At 66.8% G+C, this 13,725-nt stretch carries 16 protein-coding genes; 12 read left to right on the forward strand and 4 right to left on the reverse strand.

What is annotated here, in order from left to right:
- Nucleotides 1-8 precede the first annotated feature (8 nt).
- Nucleotides 9-848, reverse strand: a complete 840-nt coding sequence (locus AC1ROX_RS05570; RefSeq protein WP_493123238.1) for a S49 family peptidase — start codon at nucleotides 846-848, stop codon at nucleotides 9-11.
- 25 nt (nucleotides 849-873) lie between these two features.
- Nucleotides 874-1,599: a tRNA1(Val) (adenine(37)-N6)-methyltransferase gene (locus AC1ROX_RS05575; RefSeq protein ID WP_493123240.1), complete on the reverse strand. Its 726-nt coding sequence runs from the start codon at nucleotides 1,597-1,599 to the stop codon at nucleotides 874-876.
- A 64-nt stretch (nucleotides 1,600-1,663) separates the two neighbouring features.
- Here AC1ROX_RS05575 and AC1ROX_RS05580 point away from each other — a divergent pair, with 64 nt between their 5' ends.
- From AC1ROX_RS05580 to AC1ROX_RS05620, 9 genes are read left to right on the forward strand one after another with little or no spacing between them, the layout of a single operon-like run.
- Entirely contained in the window at nucleotides 1,664-2,683 is a 1,020-nt protein-coding gene (locus AC1ROX_RS05580) for a polyprenyl synthetase family protein (RefSeq protein WP_493123242.1), read from the forward strand.
- A gap of 15 nt (nucleotides 2,684-2,698) precedes the next feature.
- Nucleotides 2,699-4,183 carry a glycerol kinase GlpK gene (glpK, locus tag AC1ROX_RS05585; RefSeq protein WP_493123244.1) on the forward strand — a complete coding sequence of 495 codons (1,485 nt, stop codon included), beginning with the start codon at nucleotides 2,699-2,701 and terminating at the stop codon, nucleotides 4,181-4,183.
- Nucleotides 4,184-4,221: 38 nt separating this feature from the next.
- Nucleotides 4,222-4,974, forward strand: a complete 753-nt coding sequence (pyrF, locus tag AC1ROX_RS05590; RefSeq protein ID WP_493123246.1) for an orotidine-5'-phosphate decarboxylase — start codon at nucleotides 4,222-4,224, stop codon at nucleotides 4,972-4,974.
- Nucleotides 4,971-5,609 carry a phosphoribosylanthranilate isomerase gene (locus AC1ROX_RS05595; protein WP_493123248.1) on the forward strand — a complete coding sequence of 213 codons (639 nt, stop codon included), beginning with the start codon at nucleotides 4,971-4,973 and terminating at the stop codon, nucleotides 5,607-5,609. Before pyrF ends, AC1ROX_RS05595 begins: the two co-directional genes overlap by 4 nt.
- A gap of 12 nt (nucleotides 5,610-5,621) precedes the next feature.
- Nucleotides 5,622-6,182: a RidA family protein gene (locus tag AC1ROX_RS05600; protein WP_493123250.1), complete on the forward strand. Its 561-nt coding sequence runs from the start codon at nucleotides 5,622-5,624 to the stop codon at nucleotides 6,180-6,182.
- Nucleotides 6,183-6,240: 58 nt separating this feature from the next.
- A complete protein-coding gene (trpB, locus tag AC1ROX_RS05605) occupies nucleotides 6,241-7,455 on the forward strand; it encodes a tryptophan synthase subunit beta (protein ID WP_493123252.1) in 1,215 nt (404 codons plus the stop codon).
- Between the two features lie 2 nt (nucleotides 7,456-7,457).
- Nucleotides 7,458-8,303 (forward strand): tryptophan synthase subunit alpha, encoded by an 846-nt coding sequence (trpA, locus tag AC1ROX_RS05610; protein WP_493123254.1) that lies wholly within the window; start codon nucleotides 7,458-7,460, stop codon nucleotides 8,301-8,303.
- Between the two features lie 48 nt (nucleotides 8,304-8,351).
- Entirely contained in the window at nucleotides 8,352-8,540 is a 189-nt protein-coding gene (locus AC1ROX_RS05615) for a hypothetical protein (protein WP_493123256.1), read from the forward strand.
- Nucleotides 8,537-9,142, forward strand: coding sequence for an ATPase (locus tag AC1ROX_RS05620; protein ID WP_493123258.1), 606 nt, complete (start codon nucleotides 8,537-8,539; stop codon nucleotides 9,140-9,142). The genes AC1ROX_RS05615 and AC1ROX_RS05620 overlap by 4 nt, the downstream gene beginning before the upstream one ends.
- Nucleotides 9,143-9,145: 3 nt before the next feature.
- On the opposite strand, the gene AC1ROX_RS05625 is transcribed toward AC1ROX_RS05620, so the two are convergent.
- Nucleotides 9,146-9,796 (reverse strand): MBL fold metallo-hydrolase, encoded by a 651-nt coding sequence (locus AC1ROX_RS05625; RefSeq protein ID WP_493123260.1) that lies wholly within the window; start codon nucleotides 9,794-9,796, stop codon nucleotides 9,146-9,148.
- Between the two features lie 71 nt (nucleotides 9,797-9,867).
- Between AC1ROX_RS05625 and AC1ROX_RS05630 the strand changes: the two genes are divergently transcribed.
- The 3 genes from AC1ROX_RS05630 to AC1ROX_RS05640 are packed head-to-tail and all read left to right on the forward strand — an operon-like array spanning nucleotide 9,868 to nucleotide 13,325.
- Complete coding sequence (locus AC1ROX_RS05630) at nucleotides 9,868-11,082, forward strand: D-alanyl-D-alanine carboxypeptidase family protein (protein ID WP_493123262.1); 1,215 nt, start codon at nucleotides 9,868-9,870, stop codon at nucleotides 11,080-11,082.
- Nucleotides 11,083-11,119: 37 nt separating this feature from the next.
- Nucleotides 11,120-12,013 (forward strand): acetyl-CoA carboxylase, carboxyltransferase subunit beta, encoded by an 894-nt coding sequence (gene accD, locus AC1ROX_RS05635; RefSeq protein WP_493123264.1) that lies wholly within the window; start codon nucleotides 11,120-11,122, stop codon nucleotides 12,011-12,013.
- A 13-nt stretch (nucleotides 12,014-12,026) separates the two neighbouring features.
- Complete coding sequence (locus AC1ROX_RS05640) at nucleotides 12,027-13,325, forward strand: bifunctional folylpolyglutamate synthase/dihydrofolate synthase (protein WP_493123266.1); 1,299 nt, start codon at nucleotides 12,027-12,029, stop codon at nucleotides 13,323-13,325.
- A 12-nt stretch (nucleotides 13,326-13,337) separates the two neighbouring features.
- Here AC1ROX_RS05640 and trxA read toward each other — a convergent pair whose 3' ends face one another.
- A complete protein-coding gene (gene trxA / locus AC1ROX_RS05645) occupies nucleotides 13,338-13,655 on the reverse strand; it encodes a thioredoxin (protein ID WP_230550834.1) in 318 nt (105 codons plus the stop codon).
- Between the last annotated feature and the right edge of the window lie 70 nt (nucleotides 13,656-13,725).

The following is a 13,725-nucleotide window of genomic DNA, read 5'->3' on the forward strand; positions in this document are numbered from 1 at the left end:
CAAGGCTCCTAGAGTCCGAAACGTTGCCAGAGCGCGCGCTCCTCGAGCGCGGCGAGGGTGGCGGGGCCGATACTCTCGATGCCACCGCCCAATCCGGTTTGCAGACCGAAGCGCGACAGCAGGCGGCGGCGCGGCCCGATGACAGGCAGGCGCACCTTGTCGCCATAGCGGGCCTGCAACGTGCTGCGCAGTTCGCCGAAGCCGTCGACCAGGCCATATTCGAGGCCGCGCCTGGCCGTCCAGAATTCGCCGGTGAACAGCATGCTCTCGTCGCCCTTCAGCAGCTTGCCGCGCCGCTCGCGGACCCAGTCCTTGAAGCCGTCATGGATTTCCGCCTGCAACCGCTTCAGGCGTTCGACATCGTCGGGCTGCTCGGGCCGAAAGGGATCGAGCATCGACTTGTTCTCGCCCGACGTATGGACGCGGCGTTCCACGCCGATGCGCGCGATCAGGTCCTGGAAGCCGAAGCCCGAACTGATGACGCCGATCGAGCCCACGATCGAGCTCGGGTCGGCGATGATCTCGTCGGCGGCGCAGGCCAGCCAGTAGCCGCCCGACGCGGCAACGTCCTCGACGAAGGCGATGACGGGGAGGCTCTTCTCCTTGGCATGCAGCCGGATGCGCTGGGCGATCAGCGCCGATTGGACGGGCGAGCCGCCGGGCGAGTTGAGCGCCAGCGCGACGGCCTTGGCGCCCTTCGTCTCGAAGGCGCGCTTGAGCAGCGGCGCGACCGATTCGATCGAGAGGCCGCGGCTGCCCAGCAGGCCGCCGGAGGCGATGACGCCCGAGAGACGAACGACGGGCACGATCGGCCCGCGGCGAAAACGATTCCTGATCCAATCCAGCATGCCGGGCACTGTCGCGGCGGCGCTTCTAGAAGGCAAGCGGCTGGCCGTGGCGCAGGATGGCCTCGGCCTCGTCGGTGTAGCCGCCCTCGGGCCGATGCAGCACCAGCGGCGGGGCGTCCCGGCGGTGCAAATCGGCGGCACGGCGCGCGCGAACGAGGACGCGAGCGGCAGGCGGCAGGCGCTTCACCGTGACGTCGCCCCAGCCAAGGCGGGCCAGCATGCCCACGATCTCTTCCAGGCGATCGCTGCGATGGATCGCGAGCAGAGTGCCTGCAGGTTTCAATCCCTCGGTCGCTACGGCCAGCCAGCGTGCGAGATCAGCACTCGATTCGACGGTCGCCAGCGCCTTGCTGCGATCGGGTGAAGGATCGGCGACGGCGGCGGGCAGGTAGGGCGGGTTCGTCGCGACATGGTCGAACAGGCCAAGGTCGGGAGGCAGGGGCCTCGCCAAATCGTGAACCAGCGTTCGGACGCGATCGCCCGCGTGATTGAGCGCAACATTGCGCTCGGCCAGCGCCGCCAGGTCCGGTTGCAGCTCTATGCCGGTCACATGACAGCCCGTCACGCGCGCGGCGATGCAAAGGCCCACGGCGCCGACACCGGCCCCCAGATCGAGCACGGTTTCGCCAGCCTGCGCCTCGACGGCGGCGGCCAGCAGGACGGCATCCACCGCGATTCGATATCCGCGTCGGGGCTGCAAGAGCTTCACGCGGCCGCCCATCACAGTGTTTTCGGTCGGCGCGGATTCCATGCTACTCATCTCTCACGACATCGTGTCGCAACAACAGGCTTCATCGGAGAGCTAGCCTCCCGTCATGGCAACCGTCGTCTCTCTCGAAGGCAAGCGCAAGTCGCCCGGCCTCGAACCGTTGTTGACGCTCTGCACCGACGACATGGCGCGGGTCGATCGCGAGATCGTGGCCCGCATGCGGTCGCCTGTGGCGCTGATCCCCGAGCTCGCCAACCATCTGGTCGGCGCCGGCGGCAAGCGCATGCGACCACTGCTCACCGTCGCGGCGGCACGGCTGTGCGACTACAGCGAGGGCAGCGACCGCCACATCAAGCTCGCGACCTGCGTCGAGTTCATCCATTCGGCCACGCTGCTGCACGACGACGTCGTCGATGTGAGCGCGCTGCGCCGCGGCAAGCCGACGGCCAACACGGTCTATGGCGACAAGGCCTCGGTGCTGGTCGGCGACTTCCTGTTCACGCGCGCCTTCGAGCTGATGGTCGAAGTCGGTTCGCTCGACATTCTCGGCGTGCTGTCCAATGCCTCCTCGACCATTGCCGAGGGTGAGGTGCTGCAGCTCGTCAGCCAGCGCGACATCAGCACGCCCGAGGCGACCTATCTCGAGATCATCAAGGCCAAGACCGCCAAGCTGTTCGCCGCAGCGGCCGAGGTCGGCGCCATGGTGGCCGGCCGCAACGGGCCCGAGAGGGTGGCGCTGCAGAGCTTCGGTATGAATCTCGGCATCGCCTTCCAGCTCGTGGACGACGCGCTCGACTATTCCGGCCGCGAGGCCAAGCTCGGCAAGTCGGTCGGCGACGACTTCCGCGAGGGCAAGATCACCCTGCCGGTGATCCTCGCCTTCCTGCGCGGCGGCGCCGTCGATCGCGAATTCTGGAAGCGCACCATCGAGAAGCTCGACCAGCGGCCCGAGGATCTCCAACAGGCATACAGTCTGATCGAGCGCCACGGCGCGCTTGCCGACACGCTGGAGCGGGCGCGCCACTACGGCGCCATGGCGCGCGATGCGCTGGGCCTGTTCCCCAGCACGCCGCTCAAGTCGGCATTGCTCGAGGCGGTCGACTTCGCCATCGATCGCGCCCATTAGTCTCTGACCGCTGCGATGGCTGCCCGGCACATTCTCGCCATCGACCAGGGCACCACCAGCACCCGCGCCATCGTCTTCGACGCCGAGGGGCGTCCGGTCGCATCGGCGCAGAAGGAACTGCCGCAGATCTTCCCCAAGCCGGGCTGGGTCGAACACGATCCGGAGGAGATCTGGTCGGCGACCGTCGAGGTCTGCCGCGGGGCGCTCGCCAAGGCCAAGCTCGATGCGAAGGCACTGGCCGGCATCGGCATCACCAACCAGCGCGAGACCACGGTCGTCTGGGATCGCGCCACCGGCAAGCCGATCCATAACGCCATCGTCTGGCAGGACCGGCGCACCGCCGACCGCTGCGCCGCGCTGAAGAAGGACGGCCACGAGACGCTCTTCACCGATCGCACGGGACTTCTTCTCGATCCCTATTTCTCAGGAACGAAGATCGCGTGGATCCTCGATCATGTCGCCGGCGCCCGCGTCGCGGCCGAGAAGGGCGCGCTCGCCGCAGGGACCATCGAATGCTTCCTGCTGTGGCGCCTGACCGGCGGCACGGTGCATGCGAGCGACGCCACCAATGCCAGCCGCTCGCTGCTGCTCGATATCCGCAACGGCACCTGGGACGCCGAACTGATGAAGATCCTGGGCGTGCCGGCGTCGCTGCTGCCCAAGGTCGTCGACTGTTCGGGCGAACTGGGTGTCGCGAACGCCGACATCCTGGGCGCGCCGGTTCCCATCCTCGGCATGGCCGGCGACCAGCAGGCCGCGACCGTGGGCCAGGCCTGCATCAAGCCCGGCATGGTGAAGGCGACCTACGGCACCGGCTGCTTCGCGCTGCTCAACACCGGCAGCATCGCGGTCCACTCGCGCCATCGGCTGCTCACCACGATCGCCTACCAGCTCGACGGACGGCGCACCTATGCGCTCGAAGGCAGCATCTTCATCGCCGGCGCCGCCGTGCAATGGCTGCGCGACGGGCTGAAGCTCATCGAGAAATCCTCCGACGTCGAGAAGGTCGCGGCCCAGGCCAGGGACGGACACGGCGTCTACATGGTGCCGGCCTTCGTGGGGCTGGGCGCCCCCCATTGGGACCCCGAGGCGCGGGCCGCGATCCTGGGCCTGACGCGCGATTCCGGCCCCGGCGAGATCGCCGCCGCGACGCTCGATTCGGTCTGCTACCAGACGCGCGACCTGCTCGAAGCGATGCGCGGCGACGGTGCCCAGATCGACGAACTCAGGGTCGATGGCGGCATGGTGGTCAACGACCCGCTGATGCAGCGGCTGGCCGACACGGTCGGCACGCCGGTCGAGCGGCCGGAAGTGACCGAAACGACCGCCCTCGGGGCGGCCTTCCTGGCCGGCCTGAAGGCAGGCCTCTGGCCCTCGCTGGAGGCCCTGTCCGAGACTTGGGTGCTCGACCGGGCCTTCAAGCCGGCCGAGGACAGCGCCTCGCGCGACCGCCGCTATGCCGGCTGGAAGGATGCCGTCCGCCGGGTGCGCAGTTCCTGATTGCTGGTGAGGGGCGCGGCCATTAGGTTGCGCCCGCCATGAAGACCCGCGCCAATCCCGTCTACTGCAGCATCGACACAACCGATCTTGCCCACGCCACCAAGCTGATCCAGAGCATCGCCGGGGGGCCGAAGCCGGCCGTCGGCGGCATCAAGCTCGGCCTCGAATTCTTCCTGGCGCACGGCGCGCCGGGCGTGCGCTACGCCTTCCCGATGCCGGTCCGCGCGACGGGCGTGGGCTTCTTCCTCGATCTCAAGCTGCACGATATTCCCAATACGGTGGCCGGCGGCATCCGCGCGGTCGTCGAGCTGGCGCCGACCTTCATCACGATCCATGCGAGCGGTGGCCGCGAGATGATGAAGGCCGCCGTGGAAGAGGCGGGTGCACAGGCAGCCAAGCAGAACGTCGCGCGGCCGAAGCTGCTGGGTGTCACCGTGCTCACCTCGCTCGACCGCTCCGATCTCGAATCGACCGGCGTCAACGCCGATCCGGCGGACCAGGTCTTGCGGCTGGCCTCGCTCGCGCACGAGAGCGGCCTCGACGGCGTGATCTGCTCGCCGCACGAGATCGCGGCGCTGCGCAAGCAATGCGGCCCCGACTTCATCCTGATGGTGCCGGGCATCCGTCCCGTCGGCAGCGCCGCCAACGACCAGAAGCGCGCGATGACGCCGCGCCAGGCCGTCGACCTCGGCGCGTCCAACCTTGTCGTCGGCCGGCCGATCTATCAGGCAGCCGACCCGCGCGCCGCGGCCGAGGCGATCGCGCGTGAAGCCGGCGTCAACGACCTATGAGTGTCGAGGCCAAGATCTGCGGACTGTCGACGCCGGAAACGGTCGACGCTGCGGTCGAGGCCGGCGCGGGCTTCGTGGGCTTCGTCACCTTTCCGCGCTCGCCGCGCCACATTGAATCGCTCGACCTGCTGAAGTCGCTGGGCGCGCGCGTGCCGTCGACGGTGGTGCGTGTCGGCCTGTTCGTCGATCCCGACGATGCGTTGATCGATGCGCGACTGGCGACGGGCGTGATCGACATGCTGCAGCTTCACGGATCGGAAACGCCCGAGCGTGTATCGGCACTGAAGTCTCGCACCGGCAAGCAGGTGATGAAGGCGATCAAGGTCGCAAGCCCCGCCGATGTCGATCGTGGCATCGCGGCCTATGCCAGCGTGGCTGATCGTCTGATGTTCGATGCGGCCGAGGGCACGTTGCCGGGTGGTAATGCGACGGCCTTCGACTGGACGATCCTGTCGGGCCGCAGCGTGCCGTTGCCGTGGTTCCTCGCCGGCGGTCTCACGCCGGCCAATGTCGCCGAGGCCGTGCGCGTAACGGGCGCGCGCGCCGTAGACGTTTCTTCTGGCGTGGAAGCGACGCGCGGTGTGAAATCCATCGAACTGATTCGCGCCTTTCTCGGCGCAGTGAAAACGCTTTAAGGAGCAGGCGGCATGAAGGTCGAAGAGCGGCTGAAGGAACTCGGCATCGAACTCCCCGAGCCGACCACGCCGATGGGCAGCTACGTCAATGCCGTGCGCACCGGCAACCTGCTCTACATGGCGGGCAAGGGGCCGGGCCTGCCGGGCAAGCCGCTGCCGGTGGGCAAGGTGGGACGCGACTTTTCGCTGGAGCAGGCCAATCGCCTCGCGCGCGACACCGGCCTCAGCATCCTGGCCGCCATCAAGGCCGAGCTGGGCGATCTCGACCGCGTGAAGCGCATCGTCAAGGTGCTGGGCATGGTCAATGCCACGTCGGAATACGGCAGCCAGCCGGAAGTGATCAACGGCTGTTCCGATCTCTTCGTCGAGGTGTTCGGCGACAAGGGCCGTCACGCCCGTTCGGCGGTCGGCATGGGCTCGCTGCCGCGCGGCATCCCGGTCGAGATCGAGGTGATCGTCGAGGTTGAAGAGGACGCGCCGCCGCCGCGTGCTGCTGCCGCCCCGAAGCCCAAGGCTGCGCCGAAGGCGAAGGTAGCCCCCAAGGCAAAGGCCGCCAAGAAGAAGAAAATCTAGGGCTTTTGACCGAACCCGGCCGGGACTGCTAAGCCGGCCGGTCCCGACAGGAAGAGCAATGCCCAGCACACCCAACAGTTTCCGTATCGGCCCCGACGAGCGTGGGCATTTCGGCATTTTTGGCGGCCGCTACGTCGCCGAGACGCTGATGCCGCTCATTCTCGAGCTGGAGAAGGCCTACAACGAGGCCAAGGCCGATCCGCAGTTCCAGGGCGAGCTGAAGTATCTCCTGACCCAATATGCCGGCCGGCCGAGCCCGCTCTACTTTGCGCAGCGTCTGACCGAAAAGCTGGGCGGCGCGAAAATCTACCTGAAGCGCGACGAGCTGAACCACACCGGCAGCCACAAGATCAACAACGTGCTGGGCCAGGTGCTGCTCGCCAAGCGCATGGGCAAGACGCGCGTGATCGCCGAGACCGGTGCGGGCCAGCATGGTGTCGCCACGGCCACGGTGTGCGCGCTGTTCGACATTCCCTGCGTCGTGTTCATGGGCTCGGTCGACGTCGAGCGCCAGGCGCCGAACGTGGCGCGCATGAAGATGCTGGGCGCCGAGGTGCGGCCGGTGACCGCCGGCGCCTCGACCTTGAAGGACGCGATGAACGAGGCGCTGCGCGACTGGGTCGCGACCTGCGAGAACACCTTCTACTGCATCGGCACGGTGGCCGGCCCGCATCCCTATCCGGCGATGGTCCGCGACTTCCAGTGCGTGATCGGCGACGAGGTGCGCAAGCAGATGATGGAAGCCGAGGGCCGGCTTCCCGACACGCTGGTCGCCTGCATCGGCGGCGGCTCGAACGCGATGGGCCTGTTCCATCCCTTCCTCGACGATTCGACCGTGCGCATCGTCGGCGTCGAGGCGGCGGGCCGCGGTCTCGACACCGAGGAGCACGCCGCGTCGCTGACCGGCGGCCGGCCGGGCGTGCTGCACGGCAACCGCACCTATCTCCTGCAGGACAAGGAAGGCCAGATCACCGAGGCGCATTCGATCTCGGCCGGTCTCGACTATCCCGGCATCGGGCCCGAGCATTCGTGGCTGAAGGAAATGGGCCGGGTCGAATACGTTTCGGCGACCGACGACGAGGCGGTCGAGGCGTTCCAGCTCCTGTGCAAGCTCGAGGGCATCATCCCCGCACTCGAATCGTCCCATGCGCTGGCCCATACGATGCGGCTCGCGCCGACCCTGCCGAAGGACAATCTGCTGGTGATGAATCTCTCGGGTCGCGGCGACAAGGACGTCCCGCAGATCGCCGAACGCCTCGGGATGAAGATCTGACCATGAGCCGCCCAGAAAGCCGTATCACAAAGCGCTTCGCCCAGCTCAAGGCCGACAAGCGGGCCGGGCTCGTCACCTACATTACCGCCGGCGATCCCGACACCGAGATCAGCTACCAGATTCTGAAGGGCCTGCCGGGCGCCGGCGCCGACCTGATCGAGCTCGGCATGCCGTTCACCGATCCGATGGCCGACGGTCCGTCGATCCAGCTCGCCGGCCAGCGTGCGCTCAAGGCCGGCATGACGGTCGAGAAGACCTTCGAGATGGTCCGCCGCTTCCGCAAGGAGACCGGCGACAACGACACGCCGATCCTGCTGATGGGCTACTACAATCTCGTCTACCAGCGCGGACCGGAGAAGTTCTGCAAGGATGCGGCTGCGGCCGGCGTCGACGGGTTCATCCTGGTCGACCTGCCGCCGGAAGAGGCCGACGAGCTGAAGCCGCACGCGACGGCCAACGGCCTCGACACTGTCCTGCTGACCGCGCCGACGACCGACGACGAGCGCCTGCCGGCCGTCCTGAAGTTCGCCTCGGGCTTCGTCTACTTCGTGTCCGTGCTGGGCATCACCGGCACCAAGTCGGCGACGGAAGAGGCGGTGCGCACCCATGTCGAGCGCATCAAGCGTCATACCAAACTGCCGGTGGGCGTGGGCTTCGGTATCCGCACGCCCGAGCAGGCGGCGGCCGTGGCGCGCCATGCCGATGCCGCCGTCGTGGGCACCGCCATCATCGACCACGTCAAGGCGGGTCTCGACGACAAGGGCAAGGCCAAGCCCGAACTGGTGCCGGGCGTCTTCGCCTACATCAAAGCCCTGGCCGATGGTGTGCGCGGCGTACGGAAGGCTTAGATCCGGCGCTTCGTTGCTGGAGCGCACTCTTTGATCTAGTCTTCGCGCATGGACATCGTTGTGCCGACGATCGACGAAATGGCTGTGGGCATCAAACGCGGTGTAGCTGCCGCAGTGAAGGATGCCCACGCGCGCGGCCTGCCTGTTTTCGTCTCCGATGAGGCGACCATTTACGCCATCTATCCGGATGGCCGACGGGTCGCAGTAGAACATCTTCCTGTTCAAAACGCCGAGTGACCAAGCCTTACTTCGTGGTCCTCGCGGGGCCCAATGGGGTTGGTAAAACGACATTTGCGCACGCGAATCTCGACGAATTCATCGAGGCAGGCGCATTCCTCAATGCGGACGACATTGCCCGCAGTATCAGGCCAGATGACGTAGCTGCTGTTGCAACGACCGCGGGTCGTAAAATGCTCGTCGAGCGGCGTTCCCGTTTGACGCAGGGTCATTCGTTCTGCGTCGAGACCACTTTGGCAACGCGGACACTGTTGCGCTTTGTCGAGGAAGCGAAGGCTGCTGGATTTCGGACGCGACTGATCTTCTTGTTTACCCCGTTTCCTCAGTTGAACGAGCTCCGGGTGAAGCAGCGGGTGATGGCCGGCGGGCACAACATCGCCACCGAAACGATCAACCGACGACATCGTGCTGGTTTGATGTTGCTGGCCGACTATTGGGACGCTTGCGACGAAGCTGTCCTGTTCGATGCGCGAACCGAGCGACCCCAGGAAGCGCTGGTCAAGGATGAGGGCGGTACGAAGATCGTCGATTGCTTCGGCTGGACGTGGCTGCACATGCGATTGAACGCACTTGGCGCGCGCGTTCCGGTCGTTACGCCTTAAGGCCTAATCGTCGAAATTGAGATCGGCGACGTAAGGGTTGGTCTTGCGTTCCCAGCCGAAGGTCGAGGTCTGGCCGTGGCCGGGGACGAAGGTGATGTCGTCGCCGAAGGGCCACAGGCGGTGGCGGATCGAATCCAGGAGCTGCTCGTGGTTGCCGCGCGGAAAATCCGTGCGGCCGATCGAGCCCCGGAACAGCACGTCGCCGACGAACGCGACCCTCGCGGGTTGGCTCACGAACACGACATGGCCCGGCGTGTGGCCGGGGCAGTGCACGACGTCGAGCGTGTGGTTGCCGAGGCTCACCGTCTCGCCGTGCGTCAGCCAGCGGTCGGGCACGAACGGCTTGTAGAGCGGGAAATTGTACTTCCGCCCTGAGTCGGGCAGGCCCTCGATCAGGAACAGGTCGTCCTCGTGCGGCCCCTCGATCTTCACACCGTAATGCTCGGCCATGGTGCCGGCGGCGGAGGCATGGTCGACATGGCCGTGGGTCAGCAGCACCTTGGTGACCTTGATGCCCTGCTGGTCGATCGCCTGCTTCAGCATGTCGAAGTCGCCGCCGGGATCGACGGCGGTGCCCTCCATGGTCTCGTCGCACCAGACGATGGAGCAGTTCTGCTGGAACGGGGTAACGGGGGCGATCATGACCTTGAGCATGCTTCCGATCTAATGCCTCCCGCGGGCCGTTGGAAGGGCGTATGCTGCCGGCCCCTCCGGCATCGATGGCAATGAACGTGCGTCTTCTGCTGTGCATTCTGGGCCTGTTCGCCCTGTCGCTGGCCCCCGCGCGGGCCCAGATCGCCACCGTGGCTTCCCCTTCCGGACCGGTTCCCGCCGGACCCTATGTCGTGGTCGACGTGGCGACCGGCGAGGCGCTGCTGGACCGCAGTGCCGGCGCGCTCTGGTATCCCGCCTCGCTCACCAAGATGATGACGCTCTACATCGTCTTCGAGGAGCTGAAGGCCGGCCGCCTCCAGCTGAACGGGACGCTTTCGTTCACGGAGAATGCGCGCACCAAGCCGTCGTCCCATCTGGGCTTGGCGCAGGGAAGGAGCATCACGGTCGAGCAGGGGATCCAGTCGCTGGTCGCGCGCTCGGCCAACGATGTCGCCACCGCCTTCGGCGAGCGCATCTCGGGCTCGGAGCCCGCCTTCGGCCAGAAGATGACGGAGACGGCGCAGCGGCTCGGCATGACCGCCACGACCTTCCGCAATGCCAACGGCCTGCCCGATCCGGCGCAGACCACGACGGCGCGCGACATGGCGATCCTCGCCCTCGCGATCATCAAGGACTTCCCGGAATATTACGGCTACTTCCGCACCAAGGAGTTTCAGCTGGGCAACCAGCGGATCGGGCCGGGCATCAAGTTCCTCGATCTCTATTCGCCCTATGCCGACGGGCTGAAGACCGGCTTCATCTGCGCCTCGGGCTTCAACATCGTGGGCAGCGCCGTGCGTGACGGCAGGCGGCTGGTCGCCGTCGCCTTCGGTTTCCGCCGCGGCGACCTGCGCGACGAGTTCCTGGTCCGCCTGTTCGACGAGGCCTATGCGCTGAAGACCGCCGGCAGCCGCCAGAAGATCTGGCAGTTGCGCAACGGCGAGGGCGGCCCGGTGACGGTGCTGCCCTACGGCGAATGCGGCGGCATCCGCTACGACATGCCGGGCGATGCGGTGTGGCTTGGCACCTTCGGCGACTGGAAGACGGCGAAGAATACGTTCGACGCCGGACAGGCCAAGCTCATGGAGATGGGCCTGGCGCACCATGGCAAGGAGTACATCCTGCCCGTCACCGCCAACAAAGTGACTAAGCAGGCCGCCATCATCGCCGATCTCGAGCCCGCGGCGGCGCAGAGACTGTGCGCCGAGTACCAGGCCCGGAAATCCTTCTGCATGGTGAAGAAACCCTCGGATTTCGTGGCGCCCTACGGCGGCTTCTGGCGCTGACCTTGGCCCACCCGCCCATTCGTGCGATACCGCGCCCATGAACTGGCTGACCAATTTCGTCCGCCCCAAGCTGCGTGCGCTGGTCGCCCGCAAGGAAGTGCCGGACAATCTCTGGGTGAAGTGCCCCAAGTGCGAACAGATGCTGTTCACGCGCGACTGGGAGGCCAATCAGGAGGTCTGCAGCCATTGCGGCCACCACATGCGGCTGCGGCCGATGAAGCGGCTGCCGTTCCTGTTCGACGAGGGCAAGTACGAGCTGCATCCGCTGCCGCGCGTCAATGCCGATCCGCTGAAGTTCCGCGACACCAAGCGCTATGATGCGCGCCTGAAGGAGGCTCAGGCCAAGGCCGAGGGCACGACTGACGCGCTGGTCGTGGCGAGCGGCCTGATGGGCAGCCGCCTCTCGATCGTGGCGCTGCTCGACTTCGGCTTCATGGGCGGCTCGATGGGCACGGCCGTGGGCGAGGGGCTGGTGATGGCGGCCGATCTTGCCGTCGCGCGCCGGGCGCCGCTGATCGTCTTCTCGGCCTCGGGCGGTGCGCGCATGCAGGAGGGCATCCTCTCGCTGATGCAGCTCACGCGCACGACCATCGCGGTGCGCAAGGTCAAGGAAGCGGGCCTGCCCTATATCGTGGTGCTGACCGATCCGACAACCGGCGGCGTCTCGGCCTCGTTCGCCATGCTGGGCGACGTCCATATCGCCGAACCCGATGCCATCATCGGCTTCGCCGGCCCGCGCGTGATCCAGGACACGATCCGGCAGGAACTGCCCGAGGGCTTCCAGCGCTCGGAGTATCTGCTGGAGCACGGCATGGTCGATGCCGTCGTGCATCGCCACAAGTTGCGCGAGACGCTGATCCGCATGGTCTCGCTGTTCATGGATCCGCTGGTCGTCGAAAATCGCGCACTCGCGGTATCGTCTTCACGCTGAAGGAATTGCCGACGTGACCGCGAACGACCCGATCGTTCAGCGTCTGATGAGCCACCATCCGAGGGTCATCACCCTCGGCCTGGAGCGCATCGAACGGCTGCTCGTGCGCCTGGGATCTCCGGAAAAGAAGTTGCCGCCGCTGATCCATGTCGCCGGCACCAACGGCAAGGGCTCGCTGGTCGCTTACTTGCGCGCCATGGCCGAAGCCGCGGGCTATCGCGTCCATGTCTACACCTCACCGCATCTCGTGCGCTTCAACGAGCGCATCCGCATCGCCGGCCGGCTGATCGACGATCACGAGCTCGACGAGATGCTGACCGAGTGCGAGGAGGCGCAGGGCGACACGCCGATCTCCTTTTTCGACATCACTACGGCGCTCGCGTACCTGGCGTTTTCGCGCGTGCCGGCCGATCTCGGCATCATCGAGGTCGGCATGGGAGGCCGCTTCGACAGTACCAACGTGATCGACCCCATCCTCTCGGCCATCACGCCGATCGGCTACGATCACACGGGCTTCATGGGCGACAAGCTCGAGGGCATCGCCTGGGAGAAGGCCGGCATCATCAAGCGCGCGACACCGGCCGTGATCGGCCGCCAGCGCGAGGTGAGCGCCCAGGTCATCGAGACCGAGGCGGCCAAGATGGCCGCGCCGCTGTTCCGCATGGGGCGCGAGTGGCAGGTGACGCCGCAGGAATCGGGCTTCCGCTACGAAAGCGATCTCTTAGCGCTCGATCTGCCCGCGCCTGCGCTGGCGGGCGCCCACCAGATCGACAATGCGGCGACCGCGGTCGCCTGCATCGAGCGCCTGCGGGCGGCGCGTTTCGACATCGGCGAGGCCGCGATCCGCAAGGGGCTCGCCTCCGTGGAATGGCCGGCGCGCCTGCAGCGTCTCACCAAGGGGCCATTGCCGGGCTCGATGCCGCCGGGCTGCGAACTCTGGCTCGACGGCGGCCACAACGAGGATTGCGGCATCGTGCTCGGCCGCATGGCGGCGGAGTGGGCGAAGGAGCCGGCGGCGCTGCCGCTCTACCTCGTTTTCGCCATGCAGACGACCAAGGACGCTTCGGGTTTCCTGCGGCCGTTGGCGCGCTATGCCACGGCCGCGCGCGCGGTGCCGTTCCCCGAAGGGCACGCCGCCTACACGCCGCAGGAGGCCTGCGCCAAGGCGGCCGATGTCGGCCTCGATTGCGCCCCCGCAAACGACATCGGCGCGGCGCTGGAAGACCTGTTGGCCACCCAGCCCGCGCCGATGCGCATTCTCATCTGTGGTTCGCTCTATCTTGCGGGCGAGGTCCTCGCCCGCAACGGCTGAGCCCGGATCGGATCAGACGACGGTGTTGATCCAGCTCACCAGCTTCTGCTTCGGCTCGGCACCGATCTTGGTGGCGGCGACCTGGCCGTTCTTGAACAGCAGCAGGGTCGGGATCGAGCGGACGCCGTAGCGCGTCGGCGCCATCGGGTTCTCGTCGATGTTGATCTTCACGACCTTGAGCTTGCCGTCCATCTCCTTGGAGATGTCTTCCAGCGAGGGGCCGATCATGCGGCAGGGGCCGCACCATTCGGCCCAGAAATCCACGAGGACGGGCGTGTCGGACTTCAGGACTTCCTGCTCGAAGGAAGCATCGGTTGCTTTGACGGTCATGTGTGGGTTCTCCAAAAAGTCTACTGGCCGGTCAGTGGGCCGGCGCCGCCCTTGGACTGGAAGCTAGGAA

The organism is Reyranella sp. GW821-FHT14A01 (assembly GCF_058803965.1).